The following is a 19,166-nucleotide window of genomic DNA, read 5'->3' as shown; positions in this document are numbered from 1 at the left end:
GCGAGCACCTCACGTCCGTCAAGCTGACGCAAGGTCAGAAGGACGGGACGGTCGTACAAGGATCTCCTCGGCGGCCTGCACGACCGACAAGCCGGGCGTGCTGTATGCGCCGATCAGCTGATCCACCCTGTCCGGGGCGACGGCCGTATGACGTCTAGACGAGTCATTCCGATGTGATCAGTGGTCATAGGCGATCAAGGATCGGATGACGGGCTGGCGGGTCTTGTGGCTGTGCCAGATCGCGGCGGCCATCGCGAGGATGCGTTGGGCGACGCGGACGGCGACACCTTCGAAGGTCCGGCCACCGTGCTGTTCCAGGTCGAGCTGGCCCTTGAGGGTGTCGTTGACCGACTCGATCAGCTGTCGCACCGACTTCGCAGCCTGGCCGGCCAGGCCCACCCCCACCTGAGCTTCACCGTGGGCTCGATGACCGCCCTCGCGCTACTGGACAACGAACTGGGCGGCATCCTCGCCTACTACTCCACCCACCACACCCACCGGAACAACTCCCCTTCCTATACGCCGAGTTCCACCGCGCCCTCGCTCCCGGCGGCCTCCTGATGCTGGCCGGGCACGTGGGAGACGACGAGTATCTGCGTCTACGTCCGACCCAGGCGTACGGCGGCCATCCGGTGTCCTACGAGTCCCACCTGCTCCCGGCCGAGCGGATCGCCGAACTGCTGAGCCGGGCCGGACTCGTGATCACGGCGCGACTTGTGCAGGAGCCCGACGAAGGCGCGCGAAGGACAGTCACCACCTTCCTGGCCCGGAAACCCGAACGCCCCCTCGCGCCATAGTGGTTGTCACGTTCCCGAGCCCGGCGGTGTCTTCATGTCCAACAGGCCGACAGGCCGACGGACATGGAGAAGAAGGAGCACACCGTGACACTGCGCATCCCGAAGGCAGAACTCCCCGCCGAGCTCACCGAGAACATGATCAAACAGTTCGGTGCCGTGCCCGAGCCCTTCGAAGTGACGGCGCACAACCCCAAGGTCGCCCAGGACTCCACGGAGCTCGGGCGCCAGGTGAGCGAGTGGGACATGGCCGACGAGGGGCTCAAGACGTTCGCACACATGGCGGTTGCCGCGCTGGTCGGCTGCAGTTGGTGCCTCGACATCAACTACTTCCTGGCGCTGCACAAGGACCTGGACTTGGCCAAGGCGAGCCAGGTGCCGCGCTGGCGGGAGTCGGAGGTGTTCACGCCGCTGGAGCGGGACGTGCTGGAGTACGCCGAGGCCATGACGAACACGCCGCCGACCGTCACCGACGAGCTGTACGCGGGCCTGCTCGACCGGCTCGGCCCGGCTGCGATGGTCGAGCTCACCGCGTCGATCGCCTTCGCCAACCTGTCGACCAGGAACAACACGGCCCACGGAATCACCTCGCAGGGCTTCTCCGACGCGTGCGGGACTCCGCTGGCCGCGCGTTCGGGGAACTCCGGCATGGCGTCGTCGTCGGCGATATGACCGAGGACCCCTTCGTCACCCACCGCAGCCTGCTCTTCACGGTCGCCTACGAGATGCTCGGCTCGGCGGCCGACGCGGAGGACGTACTGCAGGAGTCCTGGCTGCGGTGGGCCGACGTCGACAGGTCGCAGGTGCGTGAACCGCGGGCGTACCTCGTCCGCACCGTCACACGGCAGGCGCTCAACCGGCTGCGTACGTTGTCCCGCAGCCGTGAGGAGTACGTGGGCGAGTGGCTGCCGGAACCCCTGCTGACCAGCCCTGATGTCGCCGAGGACGTCGAACTCGCGGAGAGCGTCTCGATCGCGATGCTGACCGTCCTCGAAACGCTGGGGCCGACAGAGCGGGCGGTGTTCGTACTGCGGGAGGTCTTCGAGATGCCGTACGGCGAGATCGGCGAGGCCATCGGGAAGTCCGCGGCGACGGTACGGCAGGTCGCGCGGCGGGCACGCGAGCACGTGTCCGCCCGGCAGCCGCGCATGCGGGTGAGCCGGGCCGAGCAACGGACCGTCGTCGACCGCTTCCTTCTCGCCCTGCGCACCGGGCAGTTGCAGGACCTGCTGGAGGTCATGGCGCCGGACGTCGTCCTGATCGCCGATGGTGGAGGGGTCGTGGCCGCCGTGCTGGCGCCGATCCACGGGGCCGAACCGGTGGCGAGGCTGCTCACGCGCGCGAACCAGGTCGCGGTCCCGTTCGAGATGACGCCCGTGTGGCTCAACGGCGCTCCCGCGGGCCGGATCGAGATGAACGGCGAGCCGACCGCGGTGAGCCTCGTGGTGGAGAACGGGCAGGTCACCCGGATCTACATCGTGCGGAACCCGCAGAAGCTGACACGGCTCGACGAGCCGGCCGAACTCGCCAGGTGAACCCGCCGCCCCGCACAAGGGACAGCCCGCTCCGGCCGGAATTCGTTTCGTTGCCCGCAGCGGGCGCCCTAGACGAGTCATTTCGAATGCTGACGGTGTGTCCGGGAACGCGGACAGGGCGTCCAAGATCGTCGTGTGACGAACAACCTAGACGCCCTGCTGACCGCACTGTACGTGAAGATCGACGACGAGATCGGGGGCACCCGATGGCTTGGCCGACCGCCGCAGCTGACGGATTCCGAGCTGGTCACCCTTGCCGTCGCGCAGGCTCTGCTGGGCTTCGCCTCGGAGTCGCGCTGGCTGCGGTTCGTGGACTCCCGGCTGGGAGCGATGTTCCCGTACGTGCCCAGGCAGCTGGGCTGGAACAAGCTGCTGCGGGCGGCGTTGCCGCTGGTCAAGAAGGCAATACGGTTACTGGCCGTCGATACGGACTTCTGGTTCGACAACCACTGGATCGTCGACTCCACGCCGGTGGAGTGCGGCCGCTCGCGTCCGACGGTGAAGCGGTCGGACATGGCCGGCTGGGCCGGATACGGGTACTGCGCCTCGCACTCCCGGTTCTTCTGGGGCCTGCGCCTGCTCCTGGTCTGCACCCCGACCGGGATGCCCGTCCTGTGGGCGCTGGCGAACCCGAAGACGGACGAGCGGGAGGTGCTGTCCGCGATGCTGGACCGCGAACCGCACCTGGCCGCAGACCAGCCGGGCCTGCTGGTGATCGCGGACAAGGGCTTCGTCTCCAAGGAGTTCGAGGCCGATCTGGCCTTCCGGGGCGCGGAGTTGCTGCGGCCGTCGTTCAAGCGCGAGAAGAAGCGCAAGGGCGAGAGCCTCCTGAAGTCGGTGCGGCAACTGATCGAGTCGGTCAACGACACCCTCAAGGGCCAGCTCGACCTGGAACAGCACGGTGGCCGGACCTTCGAAGGTGTCGCCGTCCGCGTCGCCCAACGCATCCTCGCGATGGCCGCCGCGATCTGGCACAACCACAAGACCCGCCAGCCCGTCATCCGATCCTTGATCGCCTATGACCACTGATCACATCGGAATGACTCGTCTAGGATTCTTCCTGATCTGCATCCGGCATCCTGCATCCTGCAGCTGCGAAGGTCCGAGCCCACAGAAGGCGGTCCCCATGCCACGAGCCGGTCTCAGCACCGACCGTCTCGTGGAGGCCGCCGCCGAGCTGGCCGACGAGGCGGGGTTCGACGGCGTCACGCTGTCGGCCCTGGCCCGTCGCTTCGGAGTCAAGGACGCGAGTCTGTACTCGCACGTCAGAAACCTCCAGGACCTGCGCACCCGGCTCGCGCTGCTGGTCGGCGGCGAGATGATCGACCGCATCGCGGCGGCCGTCGCCGGACTCGCCGGCCGGGACGCGCTGGTCGCCTTCGCGGGGGCCTATCGGCAGTACGCACTCCAGTACCCGGGGCGGTACGCGGCCACCCAGATCCGTGTCGACCGGGACCTCGCCGCCGACTCCCCCGCCCTGCGCCGCACCGCCGAGGTCACCTACGGCATGCTCCGCGCCTACGGCCTCGACGAGCCCGACCTCACCGACGCGGTGCGCCTGCTGCGCAGCACGTTCCACGGGTACTGCGCCCTGGAGGCAGGCGGCGGCTTCGGCGCGCCCCGGGACGTGCAGCGGTCGTGGGACAAGGCGGTCGACGCCCTGCACATGGCCCTGACGCACTGGCCCCGGGAGAACGAGAAGGCGGTCGTGGACGCGGGCGGGCCGGAAGGCGACTGACCTCGCCTCAGGCCGAGGGCGGCCGGTCGCCGAGCCCCTGCACATCGTCGTACGTCGGCGTACGGCCCCCAGGTGTCCGCCCCTCCCGGATCTCGGCCATCGCCTGCAAGGCCGCTCCCAGGGCTCGCCGGTACAGGAACGAGCCGAGACTGATGCGGCCCACACCGAGGTCGGCGAGGTGCGCGACCGTCGGGCCGGTCGGCGCATAGAGGACGTTGAGGGGGACGTCGAGACGGGCCACGAGCTCGGCGATCCTCCGGGGTTCCGTCAGTCCCGGGACGAACACCGCGTCCGCGCCCGCCTGTTGGTAGGCGTCGAGACGGGACATGGTGTCGTCTCCCTCACCTACGCCTCCGCCTACGCCTCCACCACCGCCTCCGCCACTGCTCCTGCCTCTGCCCCTGCCGAGCCAGTACGTGTCCGTGCGGGCGTTCACGAAGAGGCCGGGGGCGGCGGACTTGACGGCGGCGATCTTCTCGGCGTGCCGGGCGGCGGACCCCAGGCCGTCCTCCAGGTTGATGCCGACCGCGCCGACGGCCGCAAGCTGACGCGCGAACTCCCCCACCTCGTCCGGGTCTTCGCTGAAACCGTCCTCCGCGTCGACCGAGAGGAGAAAGGGCCGCGATCCGAGGAGGAGGGCGAGCCGGAGAGTGTCGTCGCGGGTCGCCGACGAACCGTCGGACAGACCGACGGCCGCGGCGACGCCCAGACTCGTCGTACCGACCGCCCGGAAGCCCTCCCTGGCCAGGGCCAGCGCGGACGCGTGGTCCCAGGCGTTGGGCAGCAGGAGGGGCGCTTCGGCGTGATGGAGAGCGGCGAAAGCGGTCACGAGCGCCGCACCTCCTTCCGGCGCCCCGGCCTCCTGGCGCCCCGGCCTCCTGGCGCCCCGGCCTCCTGCCGACCGCGGCCGACGTCCGCTCGACTCCGTCACCTGTACACGCATACGTGCAGGCTAGAGGCCCGATGCTTCGGTCCCGGCCGAAGCGTCGACGCCGTACGGCCGCTCCCGTCGAGCCGTCGCCGACAAGCCGCCCCCGTCAAGCCGTCGCCGTCTCATCCGGCGACAGCCGCCCGCTCCGCCGCGCTGCGCTCGACGCAGAACTCGTTGCCCTCGGGGTCTGCGAGGACCGCCCAGCCGGTGCCGTCGGGCCTGCGCTGATCGTCGAAGAGGGTGGCGCCGAGGGCCAGCAGACGCTCGACCTCCTGCTCACGGGTGCGGTCCTGTGGCTGCAGGTCGAGGTGGACGCGGTTCTTGACGGTCTTGCCGTCCGGGACCGTGACGAAGAGCAGACCCGCGCCCTCGATCAGCGCCTCCGGGTCGCCCGGCTTGTCGTCCTCGTGGAGGGGCTGGCCGAGAACCTCGGACCAGAAGGAGCCGAGGGCATACGCGTCGGAACTGTCGATCGTCACATGGCGGATGGCAGAAGTCATGCCGGGATTCTTCTGCACACCGCTCACACGCCGCAACGGAGATTCCCTCCGCCGCGACAGCGGCGAACAGTTTCCGTCCCCCGGCAACCTTTCCCGTCGCGGCGGCGACCACGGACCATGACATCTGCACGACGCACGACGCGCCACCGCCGCATCCGCGCGGCCCGCAAGCCCGCGATCGGCGCCCTCGCCGCCGCCGGGGTGCTGGCCGGGGCGTGGTACGCCACCGCCGGGGCGGCGACGACCTCCCCGAGCCTCGCCCCCACCACCACCGCTGTCGCCCTCGCCGCCAAGTTCCCCTACTTGTCGGCCGGTTACAACAACACGCGGGAGTGGACCCGGACGACGACCGCGGCTGCCCCGAACGGCACGCTGCGGGTGGCCTGGCCGGCCTCCGACGGCGTCCACGTCACTCCGCTCACCGCCGCCGGGAAGCGCTCGGGTGCGGACACGGTCGTCAAGGGCGCCAAGGAGGTCGGCGGACTGGTCGCGCACAACGACGGCTTCGCGCTGTTGACCCGGGTCGCCGACACGAACAAGTGGAAGGAGACGGCGGCCGCGATCGTCCGCTACACGAACGGCAAGCAGACCTTCCGCACCAAGCTCACCAGCACCGCCTCCCACGACACCGCTCCGCTGCTGGACGGCCAACTCACCTGGAACGGCGCCAAGTACGGGGCGTACTTCGTCGTGCACGGCGCGGGCGGCTTCGCCGACGGGCACTACGGCGACAAGTTGTCGTACATCAGCGCCAAGGGGGCCAAGCTCAGCGGAGGTTGGAGCTGGGGGTGCAGCCACAACGAGGGCATCGCCCTGCACGCGGAGACCTCCGGCGCGTTCACCTCGCTCTGCTTCGACGACTGGCGTTCGGGGCTGTTCGTCTCCACCGGAATCGGCGCTCCGGACGTCGCTCCCGTCGTACAGCGCGAGCAGTGCTGGGCGGGCTACTGCGGCGGCACCTTCCCCGGCCGCACGGGCGACCTCGTGAAGTCCTCCACCGGCCGTTACGCCACCGCCTTCGCGTCCCGCGGCGCCGCCTCCGCCAAGAAGAACCCGGACGACTCCAGCGGCCGCGGCTGGACGGTGAAGCCGAAGACGAGCACCCACCAGGTCGCCGTCGCCTTCATGAAGAACCGCAACTCCGGCCCCGGCAAGGCGGTCTACCTCACCAGCGCCGCCGGCACGGAGAACGTCAACGTCCACGTCGCGCCGTACGGCAAGGACCGTCTGCTGGTCTCCTGGGAGTCCCTGAAGAACGCCAAGTGCGCCGAAGGCACCTGCACCGGCGCCTTCACGGGCACCCACCTTCGTCTCGTCGACTGGAACGGCAAGTTCCAGAGCGCGGACAACGTGGTGAGCACCCGTATCAGCGGCGATGTGGCGGTCCTGAAGGACGGCACGCTGACCTGGGCGTACGCCCCCGTGACCCCGACCTACGCGAAGGCGCTCACCGGGGCCTCGCCGACCACGACGACCCTGCGCATCGCCCGACTCAAGCCCTGAGAGTCCCCGCATCCCGCATCCCGGATCTCGGATCTCGGATCTCGGATCTCATGCCCCGTCGGCCGGCCTTCGCGGCCGCGCCGACGGGTACCGGACTGCCGGCCGGACCGCCGGCCGGACCGCCGGTCGGACCGCCGGTCGGGGCGGCCCCGGTGACGATCGCGGCGGTCAGCCGTCCGCCCCGGGGACGAACCTCCTGACCCGTACGCCCTCCTCCGAGAGGCCCACTCCGACCTCGGGCCCGCCGCTCCACCGCACACGGATCCCGTCCGTCATGTCCGCCATGTCCGTCCCATCTGCCCCGTACACCTCGCCCACCTCGCCCACCTGCACCGAGACCGTTTCCGCGAGGGGTTCCGGCTCCGGGTCGGCGGTCAGCCGGGCGAGCGCGACGAAGAGGGTGGCGTCCCCGTCCGTGACACCCGCGAGGGAGCCGTCCAGGCCCAGGAGGGGAACGAGTTCCGCCCGTACGCCGTCCTTCGCGGCCCACCCCGTCACCCGCACCGGCGTCCCCGGCTCCACCCCCGCCACCCGATGCACCCGCACCTCGGCCGCCCCGTGCGCCAGCACGACGCTGGTCACCCGCGCTCCCCCGCCCGTCGTGTGCCGCGACGCCGCCCAGCCGTCCCCCACGCCCAACGGCTCGATGCCGGTACGGCCCGGATCGCCGCCCACGATCACACTGTTGTCGTACGACGCCGAAGGCGCCGTCACCGTCGAGTACGCGAGCCGCGTGTAGTGCGGGTCGTACCGGACGTCCTCGCTGCCGTGGTTGTGCAGACGGACCACTCCGTCGGAACTCGTGGACTGCAGAAGCCAGTTGGGAGCGGCGATCGAGGTCACCGCATCCTCTCGCTCCGCCGGGCCCGGCTGTTCCCGGGCCGTCCACACCTCGTGGTCCGGGGGAAGCAGCAGTCCGAGGAAACCCTTGCTCGCCCAGTAGGGGGAGGCGGGGCCCGAGTAACCCTGGAGGACGGAGGCGTCGGGGCCGTGCCAGCCGAGGGTGAGCAGACCGTTCTCGTCGACGGCGTCGCGCTCCAGGAAGTACTTCAGCGCACCCGAGGCCAGTCGTCGGGTCTCGCCCGGCGGCAGGGGGGTCCGGCCGGTCAGGGCGCCCAGCCACAGGGGGACGGTGGTGGCGAAGCGGTAGGTGAGGGAGCGGCCCTGGTGCAGCGGGGCGCCCTCGCCGCCGAACAGGCGGGCGTAGTCGGCGAGATGGGTCCGCAGACGGCCACCGTAGCGGGCGAGGAGCTCCGGGTCCTCGGACAGCCAGGCGTGCAGGACCGGGTAGAGGTGCATGGCCCAGCCGTTGTAGTAGTCGAAGGCGCGGCCGGTCCCGTCCGTGTACCAGCCGTCGCCGACGTACCACTGCTCGATGCGCTCCAGGCCGCGGTCGATCGCCTTGCGGGAGGCCTCCGGTTCATGGCCGACCGACTCCAGGAAACCGCCCACCGTGACGGGGAACAGCTCCCAGTTGCAGGGCCAGGGTTCGGCGGTCAGCGCGTCGCCGAGCCAGTGCGCCGCGCGTTGCCGTACGCCGTCGTCGAGGCGGTCCCAGAGCAGGGGGCGCGTCAGCCGCAGGGCGAGGGCGATCGACGCCGCCTCGACCAGGGGCTGACCGCGGTCCTCGATGCGTGGCCAGACACCGCAGACACCGGCCGCGAGGCCGTCGGCGTAGCGTTCCAGGGCCGTCTCGTCGCGGCGGAAGGCGGCCAGCAGCAGGGTGCGGGCGTAGCCTTCCAGGCCGTCGGAGAGGCGGCCCGCCGAGCTCACGCGGTCGCCGGGGAAGTGGTAGAGCGCGCGATCCTCGGTGGCGTACGGCTCCACCGCGGCGAGCAGCGCGTCGGCGGCCGATTCCCAGTGGGCGCGGGTGTATCCGGTGCGGGGGCTGCGGGCGAGGTCGGGCGGGGGCAGGTGCATCAGCGTTTCTTTCGGTCGGCGCCAGGACCTGGAGCGCCAGGATCGCGATCCGGGCCAGGCCCTGGAGCACCCCGGTTCCGGTCGAGACGTACGTCTGAGGGCATCCTGGCTCATGCCGAAGCCGGGCCTGAAGCGTCCCGGCTCCGGTCGGCGCCAGAGCCTGGGGGCGTCCCGGTTCCGGTCGGGGCGCCCCCAGGGGTTCATCCCACCCGCACCGCGCCCTTGGGCAGCAGATGCAGGGCGGCGAGCGCGTCGCGGACGAGGCCCGCGTAGACCGTGGCGCCGTGCACGGAGGTGTGGGTGTTGTCGCGTTTCTCGTTGTAGAGGTAGAGCGCCTTGGAGCCCTCGACGCCCAGTGACTCCACCAGCGCCTTCGTCTGGGCGGTCAGGTCGATCAGCGGGACGTCCTGCGCCGCGGCGACCGAGCGGATCACGGCGGGGTGGTCGACGCCGAGTCCGTTGACCAGCAGGGCTGTTCCGTTGTTCAGGGTGCCGTCGGCGTTGAACCAGCGGCGCACGATGGGGGTCACCAGGACCGGCTTGCCGCCCTGGTCCCGCACTCCCGCCACCAGTGTCTCCAGATTCGCCCGGTAGGTGGCCTCGTCGGTCGTCTTGTCGTTGTGGGCGAGCTGGATCAGGACCAGGTCGCCGTGCCGGATCAGCGGCTGAACGGTGGCCCACAGCTGCGGGTTCCCCAGATAGGTGACCGTACTCTCGCCCGAGTCCGCGTAGTTGGCGACCGAGACGCCCTTGCGGAGGTACTGCGGCAGCTCCTGGCCCCAGCCGGTGTAGGGGTCGCCGGGCTGGTCGCAGACCGTGGAGTCGCCGACCAGGAAGATCTGGCGGGCATGCCGGGCGGGGGTGACCCTGATGTCGGCGAGGGCGGGGGCGGAGCCGCCGAGTACCAGGTCCAGGCCGGGAGTTCCCTCGGCGCCGGTCGGTTCGCCCTCCGGGGTGCGGACGTTGACGGTGAAGCTGCGGGCGACGCGCTCGCCGGCCGGGGCGGCGGTCTCGGGGAGCAGGGCGCGCCGCGTCTCTCCGCTGATGCTCGTGCTCGACTCGGCGTCGCCGCCGAGGAGGACCTTCACGTCGTATGTGCCGGGCGGGACGTCGAAGTGGCAGGCGGCAGCGGTGCAGTCGGCCATGCCGAGCGGCCCTCGGCCTTCGTGGGCCTGGGCGGTGGGCATGGCCGTCAGCGCGGCGGTCAGGGTCAGCGCCGCCGACACGGCGATGGTGAAACGTCTCACGTGCGACTCCTCCGTCACGGCAACAGGGCCTGGCGGCTGGACCGTACCGCCTCTGGCAAGCGCTTTCTAGCCCTTGGACTCATTTCACAAGATTGCCAACCTCCCGCACGTGAAAGCCCTTTCGCGAAATCGATTCAACTGCCACTCTCTCCCTCACCCGCACCCCCACACCTCCCGAAGGAGGCACCCCCATGTCCGGATCCGACAGCCACACGGTCCGACGCCGCACCTTCGTCCTCGGCACCGCTGCCGCCGCCGGCTCGGCCGCCCTCGCCGGGCCGCTCGCGCCGAGCGCGTCCGCCGCGGCCTTCGGCTACACCGACGACGGCTCGAACTACGTCGTCGACACCGGCGCCGACCTGGTCTTCAAGGTCAGCAAGACCAACGGCGACCTGACCTCGCTGGCCTACAAGGGAACCGAGTACCAGGGCTACGACGGCAAGAACTCGCACATCGAATCCGGCCTCGGCGCCTCGACGGTGACGATCAGTCAGTCCGGCTCGACGATTCTCGTCTCCGTCGCCTACGGCACGCTCAAGCACTACTACGCGGCCCGCAGCGGCGAGAACAACGTCTATCTGTGGACCAACAAGGCCGACGCCTCCGTCTCGGCCACCCGCTACATCGTGCGCGTGAAGAAGGGCCTGTTCCTCAACGACGAGCCCGACTCCTACACGTACACGACCAGCACCATCGAAGCCTCGGACGTGTTCGCGAAGTCCGACGGCCAGACCCGCTCCAAGCACTACTCCAAGGTGCGCGTCGTCGACTACGACTACATCGGCTGGACGGCCGGCGGCGTCGGCCTGTGGATCGTGCGCAGCAACCACGAGAAGGCCTCCGGCGGCCCGTTCTACCGCTCCCTCCTGCGCCACCAGAGCGCCGACGGCGGCGGTCTGTACGAGATCCTCTACTACGGCGAGAACCAGACCGAGGCCCAGCGCTTCGGCCTCCAGGGCCCCTACGTCATCGCCTTCACGGGCGGCGGGGCGCCCTCCTCGTCCCTCTTCCCGGGCACGCTGACCACCTCGTGGGCGGACTCGCTGGGCATCTCGGGCTACGTCGGCGCGAGCGGCCGGGGCAGGGTCGCGGGCGTCGGCATCACCGGGCGGAACACGGCCTACCCGTACACGGTCGGACTGGCCAACTCGGCGGCACAGTACTGGGGTTCGGCGCGGGCCTCGGACGGCTACTTCTCCGTCGGCGGGGTGCTGCCGGGGACGTACACGCTGACGGTCTTCAAGGGCGAGCTGGCTGTCTACAGCACCCAGACGACCGTGTCCGCCGGCGGCACGACCACCCTCAACACGATCGCGATCCCGTCCTCCAACGATCCGAGCAACGCGAGCGCGATCTGGCGGATCGGCGACTGGAACGGCACGCCGAGCGGTTTCAAGAACGCCGACCTGATGACGTACGCCCATCCGTCCGACCCCCGGGCCGCCGCCTGGACCGGAAACGTCGTCATCGGCAGCGGCAGCGAGACGTCCGCCTTCCCCTGCTACCTCTGGAAGGACGTCAACAGCGGTCTCATCGTCTACTTCAAGCTGACCGCGGCGCAGGCCGCCGCCGCGCACACCCTGCGCATCGGCGTGACGACGGCCTACGCCAACGGCCGTCCGCAGATCGTCGTCAACGACACCTGGACGTCGGCCGTCCCCTCGCCGCCCACCCAGCCGAGCACCCGGTCGCTGACCGTGGGCTCCTACCGGGGCAACAACTACACGTTCACCTACAGCGTCCCGGCGTCCGCCTGGCTGACCGATGCCAGTGCCTACAACCAGCTGAAGATCTACGTGGCGAGCGGCTCGGGGACGACGTCCTTCCTCAGCGCGGGCACATCGATCGACGCGATCGACCTGCTGCCCTGACGATCCGTCAACTACCGCGCGTCCACTGCTGGTTCGTTCCGCCGTTGCACGTGTACGTGATGATCGCGGCGGAGTTGGCGGTGGACGCGCCGTTCACGTCCAGGCACTCGCCGCTCGCGCGGGACTTCACGTTCACGTAGCTCCCGCTGGTGGTGAGGGACCACTGCTGGGCGGTGGCCGACGTGTCGCAGTTCTCCTGGGTGACCGTGTTGGCGTTCTCCTGCAGGCACAGGGAGCTGTTGCGGACGACCAGCTGGTAGTAACCGGTCGCGACCGACTTGAACCAGTACTTCTGGTTGTTGCCGCCGTTGCAGTCGTACTGCTTGACCTGCGCGCCCGCCCACAGCGACTGGCTGGTCACATCGGCGCACTTGGCGGAGTGCCGGGCGATCAGCGTGTTGTACGTGGCGCTGGTGCCGCCGACCGTCCCGGCGGCCGTGTCGACGGTGACCTCCGGGGACCAGGACAACGAGAGGGAGGTGGAGGACGGGAACGTCAGCGGCAGCCAGACGTAGCGGGAGTCGTTGACGGTGCCGCCGAAGGAGTTGCCCCAGCGGTCGCCCATGTAGAGGTACGACGTGCCGGAGGTCCCGTCGACGGGCAGGACGTACGCGGTCTGCGAGCCGTAGGCCGTGGAGTCGCCCACGTTCGTCATCGACGTCCAGGGGCCGGCCGGGCTGGTCGCGGTGGCGTACTGCTGCTGGTTGGGGCTCCAGCCGGTCGCCCCCGACGTCAGCATGAAGTAGACGCCGTCGCGCTTGAACAGGGCCGGCGCCTCGCGGTGGCCGCCCGCCCAGGGGTTGGCGACCAGGCTCGCGATGCCGGTGTAGTCGGCGGTGAGCCGGTAGATGTGCAGGTCGTAGTTCTCGTTGGCGGCCGACACCATGTAACCGGTTCCGTCGGTGTCGACGAACGTCGTGATGTCACGGGACATGTACTGGCCGAGCGGGCGGAAGCTGCTCTGGTAGGTGTAGCTGCCGTCGATCGTGTCGGACACGGCGACGGCCGCGCGGGCCTCGCTGTAGTCGACGCCGTTCTCCTTGTGCATCCACATCACGAACTTGCCGGTGGACGCGTTGTACACGACCTTGGGCCGCTCGATGTAGGCGGTGCTCAGCTCGGAGGCGCTGGACTGGGTCAGCACGCGGTTTCTGAACTCCCAGGTCTTCAGGTCGGTGGAGCGGTAGGCGTCCACGGACCGGAAGGTGTTGTCCGCGTTGCGGTCCTCGCCGAACCAGTAGTAGTAGCTGCCGACCTTGATGACACCCCCGCCGTGCGCATGCACGACGTTGCCCGAGGTGTCGGTGAACTGGACGCCGTTGGGCACGGTCTGCGCCGCCGCCCCGGCGGGGCCCGCGGTGACGAAGGCGCCGATCAGCGCCAGACAGAGGGCGAGCAGGGTCGCGTACGCACGTCTCATCTCACGCACTCTCCTTCACGGTGTCGGCGACGGGGCGCCGAAGTCCTGGATACCGAGCGAGGGACGTTCGGTACTGCGAACGGGATGTGGAATGACGAACGCCGAAAAGGTAAGGGTGTGTTACGAGCAGGTCAACGGGTCGGACGAGACTTGATAGAAAGCCTTTTCCGGAGGATCCCTTCGGGGTCCGGTGTTTTCCGGCGGGGCGGCGATTTTCTGTTATCGGTCGGGGCCCCGGACCGTCTCCCGTCCGTGCGCACCCCCCTCCACACCACAGCAGCGGCCGCCGGGGCCCTCGCGGCCGTCGCCGCCCTCCTGGCCACCGCTCCCCCGGCCGCGGCCGCCGACGCCCGGGACGTCACCGCCGACGTCCTCGCCGACCGGGACGTGGCCCTCACCGGCGACACGGTGGTCACCGTGCCCTCCGGGACCACCACGTACGACGGCGTCTTCCGAGGTCAGGGGAGTCTCACCGTGCGCGGCAGCGGGACGCTGATCCTCACCAGGGACAGCGACTTCACGCTGCCGAAGGCCCGGCAACGGCAGGTGGTGCGCACGCAGGGCGGCAACCATCCGTACACGACGGTCACCCGCCCCGACCCGCCCGCGATCACCATCGAGCGCGGGGCCACGCTCCAGTACGGCGCCGGCGGAGGTACGGGTCTCATCGGGCACTTCCCCTACGACACGCCCGGCTACCGGCTGAACCAGCTCAACGTCCGCGTCGACGGCACCCTCCGCCTCTCCCTGACCCGCACCTTCAACATCGGCACGATCAGCGGCTCGGGTCTGGTCACCCAGCCCCGCAACATGTGGGGCACCCTCGACCTGGCGGGCACCCACCCGTTCTCCGGTGTCATCGACAACGGCACCGGCATGGCCGTCGGCCGCCCCGAGTACCCGGTGTCGCTGCCCGACGCCCGCGCGATCCTCAACCAGGGCTCCTGGATCATCGACACCCCGCTCGACCAGACGATCACCCTGCGCCAGGACTTCTACCAGCGGGCGTACGGCAGCGACGTCAACGTCCACACCCGGCCCGGCAGCAAGGTCGTGCTCACCGGGCAGTACAGCTACAGCGACCGGGGCGGCGAAACCGACCCGTCGTTGAGCGACCCGGGCATCAACTGGCGGGCGATACCTCATCAGTTGAACAAGCGCGGCACCAACATCGAGGGTGCGAACGTGCAGTGGGGCGACGGCACCACGCACCGGATCTTCATGCCGGGAACGAAGGAGACCGTCTACATCAATCTTCACCAGGCGAGCGGCCGCCGGTCGCTGCTGACGTTCGACTACAACGGCCCCGTGACCCTGGGCGCGCCGATCGGCGGGGGCAGGTACCACGACACGCTGGCGGCGCCCGGCGCCGGGGACGTCGTCATCGCCGGGACGAAGGGCAACGACGTCACCTTCGCGGCCGATCAGCACTACGACGGCACGACGACCGTGGGGCCGGGGGCGGTGCTGCGGCTGGGGTCGGGCGCGGCGGGCGGCGACGGTTCGCTGCTCACCGGCACCACGCTGCGACGGGTCGTGAACGACGGGACGCTCGTCGTGCGGAACACCGAGAAGGCGGTCTCCCTGTCGCGGATCGGCGGGAGCGGCTCGCTCGTCCAGTCCGGGGCCGCGACGACGACCCTTACGGGGTCCGCGGTGACGTACACCGGAACGACGACGGTCCGGAAGGGGACCCTGGCGCTCAAGGACGGGGCGACCCTCGCGAACAGCAGGGCCGTCCGGCTGACGGCGGCGGGGGCGCGGCTGGACACCGGCGGCTCGGCGCTGCGGGTGACAAGCACGCTCAGCGGCAAGGGCACGGTGAAGGGGGCCGTGACGAACGACGGCGTCGTCGCGGGCGGGTTGACGGTGACCGGCGACTACACCCAGAGCGACCAGGGCCAACTCGTGCTGAAGAGCTCCCCGTTGAAGGTCGGCGGGAAGGTGCGGCTGAGCGGCGGGCTCGACCTGTCGGCGGCCGGGGCGGCGGATCCGGTGCAAGAGAGCACCGGCACGGCGCAGGAGACCGGCGCGAGCCCGGCGGCGAGCCTGAGCACGGGCGAGGAGAAGGAGGGGTCCGGGCAGGACAGGTCCGGGAAGGAGGGGTCCGGGCAGGAGGGGTCCGGGAAGGAGATCACCGTCCTCGAACACACCGGGGGCACCGTGGTCTCCGGCGCCTTCGACGGGCTGCGCGAGGGCACCGAGGTGAAGCTCGCCGACACCGTCTACCGGATCAGCTACCGGGGCGGCGACGGCAACGACGTCGTCCTCACGGCGACGGCCGCGAGCCCCTCGGCGCGCGCGACCGGGCAGGCCTCGTCGGGGGCGGTGACGGCTCGGACCCGGAGCGCGAGCGCGGCCGAGAGCGGCGCGTTCGGCTGGTGGCCGTACGTCCTGGCGGCCGGGCTGCTCGGCGGGCTGCTGATGCCGACGACCAGACGGACGCGCGGCGAAGGCCGCCGCCGGGGTGGGCGGCACTCCGCCCGCGGCCGCTGAACCACAACGCGGAAGCGCCACCGGGGTGGCCTGCCCACGGCGCGCGAACGAAAGGGTGACCGCGCCCCCGGTCCCACATCGTGGTCGATCCGTTCATGGACCGGACTCGTCCGGCCGCCCGCCGCGCCTTCGACTAGCGTCGTCGCATGACCAGCGACACTCCTGCTCCCCTCGCGGAGACCTCCCTCGCAGCGGCCCTCGCCGCCGGCGCCGTCGTCCTCGACGGCGGCATGTCCAACCAGCTCGCGTCCGCCGGGCACGACCTGAGCGACGAGCTGTGGTCGGCGCGGCTGCTCGCCGAGCGGCCCGAGGCGATCACCGAGGCGCACCTCGCCTACTTCGAGGCGGGCGCGAACGTGGCGATCACCGCCAGTTACCAGGCCACCTTCGAGGGCTTCGCGAAGCGCGGAATCACCCGCGAGGAAGCCGCCCGGCTGCTCACGCTGAGTGTGGAACTGGCCCGAGAGGCGGCCCGGCAGGCCCGGGACAACGGGGTCGCACACCCCCTGTGGGTGGCCGCGTCGGTGGGCCCGTACGGGGCGATGCTCGCGGACGGTTCCGAGTACCGGGGCCGCTACGGCCTGAGCGTCGAGGAGCTGGAGCGTTTCCACCGTCCGCGTCTCGAGGTGCTGGCCGCCGCGGCGCCCGACGTGCTGGCCCTGGAAACGGTTCCCGACGCCGACGAGGCCGAGGCGCTGCTGCGGGCGGTGCGCGGCCTCGGCGTGCCGGCCTGGCTGTCGTACTCGATCTCCGGTGACCGTACGCGTGCCGGGCAGCCGTTGGAGGAGGCGTTCGCACTGGCCGCGGACGCGGACGAGGTGATCGCGGTCGGCGTCAACTGCTGCGCCCCCGAGGACGTCGAGGCCGCCGTGGCGACCGCGGCGCGGGTGACGGGCAAGCCGGTCGTCGTCTACCCCAACAGCGGCGAGGTCTGGGACGCCCGGGCGCGGGCGTGGCAGGGCCGTTCCACCTTCGCTCCCGAACAGGTCCTGGTCTGGCGCGAGTCGGGGGCCCGGCTGATCGGCGGCTGCTGTCGGGTGGGTCCGGAGGCGGTGGCGTCGATCGCCCGGACGCTGACCACGTCGTAAGCCCTCCGCCGACGTGACCACCGCTGCTGGCCTCCGCTCGGGGAAACCGGTTGTCGCCGGGCTTTCCGGGGGGAGGGGCGGGGATGACGAGGAAGAGCGCGGTCGGGGTGCGCAGCACCGTCAGAGATGTGGCGGCCCAGGCGGGGGTCGGCAAGGGTTCCCTGGCGGTGCGGTGACGTGGGGAGACCGGTGGTGCGGTGATGTGGGGGGCCTGCGGTCCGGTGACGTGGGGCGTGACGGTGCGGTGACGTGGGCGCGGTGGCCTGGGGGCGTGGCGTGGGGGCGTGGCGTGGGAGTGCCCTGGCCTGGCGGTCAGGTCCGCCGTGCTCCCCCGGCCCGCCGCAGTCGGCGTACCGCCGACCTGAGCTCGGTACCGCGTACGACGCCTTTTCCGGTGAGCGGATCCGGCGGCGGCGCGGGGATCGCGCTCTCCCCGGTGGGGGTCTGCGCCGTCCACAGGGCCAGCTCCCGGTCACGCGGACCGTAGGACGTGTAGGGCATGCGGTGACCGCTGGAGGTGACATCGCCCGGATACGGTGCGCCCTCGCCCTCGACCTCGCCGAAGATCCGCACCGGGTGCGCCGCGTCCCAGGCCTCCCAGCCGGGGTCGCCCGTCGCCGCGAACCGCACCCACGCGCCGTGCATCGCGTCGGCGAGCTCCCGCGGGGCGCCGTCCCCGGCGAGCCTGGCGGACTCGGGCGCGTCACCGGTGTCGAAGACGAAGCCGAGCTCGAGGGCGTGGCAGGCGCCGAGCCCCGGCCGCAGCGAGGGCCAGGCGAACTCGTACACATACGACGATCCGGGGCGGGCGTCGGCCAGCCGGTGCAGGGGCGTGCGCAGCAGGTGGTCGGTGACCATCTGGCCGACGGTCTCGGCGGTGCCGGCCTCCGGGTGCAGGGCACGGTAGCCGCGCGGCACCTCGTGGCCGCAGTGGCAGCGGGCCATGGCGCCGGCGAGGGCGACGGCGCCGAGGCGGTCGACGCGTTCCAGCAGACCGCCCGGGACCAGCCAGAGCCGGTACTCGTCGCGGGTCCAGCCGAGCAGGAGGTCGACGCCGGGGGCCGCGTCGCCGTCGATCAGGGCTTCGAGCGGGTCGCGCGGGACGAGGTCGCCGTCGACGACGACGCCGAAGCCGGGCCCGCCCAGGACGGGGCTGCTGAGTCTGCCGACGTCGGCCTGGGTGCGCAGCAGCAGGTCGCGGTCGACGGCGGCGAAGGCCTCGGCGGTGGCGGGAATCTTCAACCGGGTCGCCATACGGCGCACCATGCGCCGCACCTTGTCCCGCTCGAAGGCCTCCGGCGGCCCGCTCTGCAGGACGGCCCGCCGGAAGAGTCCCTGGGCCTGCGGGGCGGCGATCAGGGCGCCGACGCTGATCGCGCCGGCGGACTGACCGGCCAGGGTGACCCTGTCGGGGTCGCCGCCGAAGTCCCTGATCGACCGGTGGACCCATTCCAGGGCGGCGAGCTGGTCGCGCAGACCGGGGTTGGCGGGGGCGTCCGGGAACAGTCCGTAGCCCTCCACCCCCAGTCGGTAGTTGATCGACACGAAGACGGTTCCATCGCGTGCGAAGTTCCGCCCGTCGTACACGGGCACGGCCGAGGATCCCCTGGTCAGCGCGCCGCCGTGCAGCCACACCAGGACGGGGAGCCGGGCGCCGGGACCGGGCTCGGGCGTCCAGACGTTGAGGTTGAGACAGTCGTCGCCCGGCACGACGGGATCGGCCAGATACTGGGCGAAGGCGTCGGAGTACGGCGGTTTCGGCGGCGTCGACCCGAAGGCGCCCGCGTCGCGCACCCCGTCCCAGGGCTCGGGCGGCTCGGGCGGCCGGAACCGGCGGGGCCCGAAGGGGGGCGCCGCGTAGGGGATGCCCCGGAAGACCGCGATGCCGTCCTCATACCTCCCGCGTACGGCCCCGTAGGGCGTCCTCGCGACGGGATCGGGGTTCACCCGGGAATCGTCCACGGGGTTCGTCTGGTCTTGTGCCATCTGCTCACCAGCCCTTCGCCGCGCTCGTGCACCGGTAACACCAGAGCACCACAGCGGCACGCGGTATTCCGGTGCACGAGCTGTAGCAGGGCTATTTGGCGTACGTGAGGGTGCCGAAACCCAACTGGTCGTAACCG

At 70.9% G+C, this 19,166-nt stretch carries 14 protein-coding genes and 2 pseudogenes; 9 read left to right on the top strand and 7 right to left on the bottom strand.

Annotation, left to right across the window (positions count from 1 at the left end; translation table 11 throughout):
- Nucleotides 1-177 precede the first annotated feature (177 nt).
- Nucleotides 178-369 (bottom strand): annotated as a pseudogene (locus tag OG562_RS33310) (IS982 family transposase); the annotation flags it as partial.
- Here OG562_RS33310 and OG562_RS33305 point away from each other — a divergent pair.
- The 5 genes and pseudogenes from OG562_RS33305 to OG562_RS33285 all read left to right on the top strand — a co-directional run.
- Nucleotides 361-797 (top strand): annotated as a pseudogene (locus OG562_RS33305) (class I SAM-dependent methyltransferase); the annotation flags it as partial. The pseudogenes OG562_RS33310 and OG562_RS33305 overlap by 9 nt on opposite strands.
- 84 nt (nucleotides 798-881) lie before the next feature.
- Nucleotides 882-1,466 (top strand): carboxymuconolactone decarboxylase family protein, encoded by a 585-nt coding sequence (locus tag OG562_RS33300; RefSeq protein WP_266404608.1) that lies wholly within the window; start codon nucleotides 882-884, stop codon nucleotides 1,464-1,466.
- A complete protein-coding gene (locus OG562_RS33295; protein WP_266404606.1) occupies nucleotides 1,463-2,329 on the top strand; it encodes an RNA polymerase sigma-70 factor in 867 nt (288 codons plus the stop codon). Before OG562_RS33300 ends, OG562_RS33295 begins: the two co-directional genes overlap by 4 nt.
- A gap of 135 nt (nucleotides 2,330-2,464) precedes the next feature.
- A complete protein-coding gene (locus tag OG562_RS33290; protein WP_266404605.1) occupies nucleotides 2,465-3,358 on the top strand; it encodes an IS982 family transposase in 894 nt (297 codons plus the stop codon).
- Nucleotides 3,359-3,455: 97 nt separating this feature from the next.
- Nucleotides 3,456-4,067, top strand: a complete 612-nt coding sequence (locus tag OG562_RS33285) for a TetR/AcrR family transcriptional regulator (protein ID WP_266404603.1) — start codon at nucleotides 3,456-3,458, stop codon at nucleotides 4,065-4,067.
- A 7-nt stretch (nucleotides 4,068-4,074) separates the two neighbouring features.
- Here OG562_RS33285 and OG562_RS33280 read toward each other — a convergent pair whose 3' ends face one another.
- Both OG562_RS33280 and OG562_RS33275 read right to left on the bottom strand, forming a co-directional pair.
- Nucleotides 4,075-4,896 (bottom strand): isocitrate lyase/phosphoenolpyruvate mutase family protein, encoded by an 822-nt coding sequence (locus OG562_RS33280; RefSeq protein ID WP_266404600.1) that lies wholly within the window; start codon nucleotides 4,894-4,896, stop codon nucleotides 4,075-4,077.
- A 224-nt stretch (nucleotides 4,897-5,120) separates the two neighbouring features.
- On the bottom strand, nucleotides 5,121-5,498 hold the full coding sequence (locus tag OG562_RS33275; protein WP_266404598.1) for a VOC family protein: 378 nt from the start codon (nucleotides 5,496-5,498) through the stop codon (nucleotides 5,121-5,123).
- A 117-nt stretch (nucleotides 5,499-5,615) separates the two neighbouring features.
- Here OG562_RS33275 and OG562_RS33270 point away from each other — a divergent pair, with 117 nt between their 5' ends.
- A complete protein-coding gene (locus OG562_RS33270) occupies nucleotides 5,616-7,001 on the top strand; it encodes a hypothetical protein (RefSeq protein WP_266404596.1) in 1,386 nt (461 codons plus the stop codon).
- A gap of 168 nt (nucleotides 7,002-7,169) precedes the next feature.
- Here the strand turns inward: OG562_RS33270 and OG562_RS33265 are convergent, their stop codons facing one another.
- Complete coding sequence (locus tag OG562_RS33265) at nucleotides 7,170-8,921, bottom strand: DUF2264 domain-containing protein (protein ID WP_266404595.1); 1,752 nt, start codon at nucleotides 8,919-8,921, stop codon at nucleotides 7,170-7,172.
- A gap of 200 nt (nucleotides 8,922-9,121) precedes the next feature.
- Complete coding sequence (locus OG562_RS33260; protein WP_266404593.1) at nucleotides 9,122-10,168, bottom strand: rhamnogalacturonan acetylesterase; 1,047 nt, start codon at nucleotides 10,166-10,168, stop codon at nucleotides 9,122-9,124.
- Nucleotides 10,169-10,359: 191 nt separating this feature from the next.
- Between OG562_RS33260 and OG562_RS33255 the strand changes: the two genes are divergently transcribed.
- The gene (locus OG562_RS33255; protein ID WP_266404591.1) at nucleotides 10,360-12,039 is read left to right on the top strand and encodes a rhamnogalacturonan lyase B N-terminal domain-containing protein; all 1,680 of its coding nucleotides are present in this window, start codon (nucleotides 10,360-10,362) and stop codon (nucleotides 12,037-12,039) included.
- A 7-nt stretch (nucleotides 12,040-12,046) separates the two neighbouring features.
- On the opposite strand, the gene OG562_RS33250 is transcribed toward OG562_RS33255, so the two are convergent.
- Nucleotides 12,047-13,459 carry an RICIN domain-containing protein gene (locus OG562_RS33250; protein WP_266404589.1) on the bottom strand — a complete coding sequence of 471 codons (1,413 nt, stop codon included), beginning with the start codon at nucleotides 13,457-13,459 and terminating at the stop codon, nucleotides 12,047-12,049.
- Nucleotides 13,460-13,711: 252 nt separating this feature from the next.
- Here OG562_RS33250 and OG562_RS33245 point away from each other — a divergent pair, with 252 nt between their 5' ends.
- Both OG562_RS33245 and mmuM read left to right on the top strand, forming a co-directional pair.
- Entirely contained in the window at nucleotides 13,712-15,955 is a 2,244-nt protein-coding gene (locus OG562_RS33245; RefSeq protein ID WP_266404587.1) for an autotransporter, read from the top strand.
- 146 nt (nucleotides 15,956-16,101) lie between these two features.
- The gene (gene mmuM, locus OG562_RS33240; RefSeq protein ID WP_266404585.1) at nucleotides 16,102-17,043 is read left to right on the top strand and encodes a homocysteine S-methyltransferase; all 942 of its coding nucleotides are present in this window, start codon (nucleotides 16,102-16,104) and stop codon (nucleotides 17,041-17,043) included.
- 312 nt (nucleotides 17,044-17,355) lie between these two features.
- Here the strand turns inward: mmuM and OG562_RS33235 are convergent, their stop codons facing one another.
- On the bottom strand, nucleotides 17,356-19,029 hold the full coding sequence (locus OG562_RS33235) for a carboxylesterase/lipase family protein (protein ID WP_266404583.1): 1,674 nt from the start codon (nucleotides 19,027-19,029) through the stop codon (nucleotides 17,356-17,358).
- Nucleotides 19,030-19,166: the final 137 nt, after the last annotated feature.

The sequence above is a fragment of the Streptomyces sp. NBC_01275 genome, from assembly GCF_026340655.1.
Taxonomy (GTDB): domain Bacteria; phylum Actinomycetota; class Actinomycetes; order Streptomycetales; family Streptomycetaceae; genus Streptomyces.
This window is presented reverse-complemented; position numbering and strand designations above follow the sequence as displayed.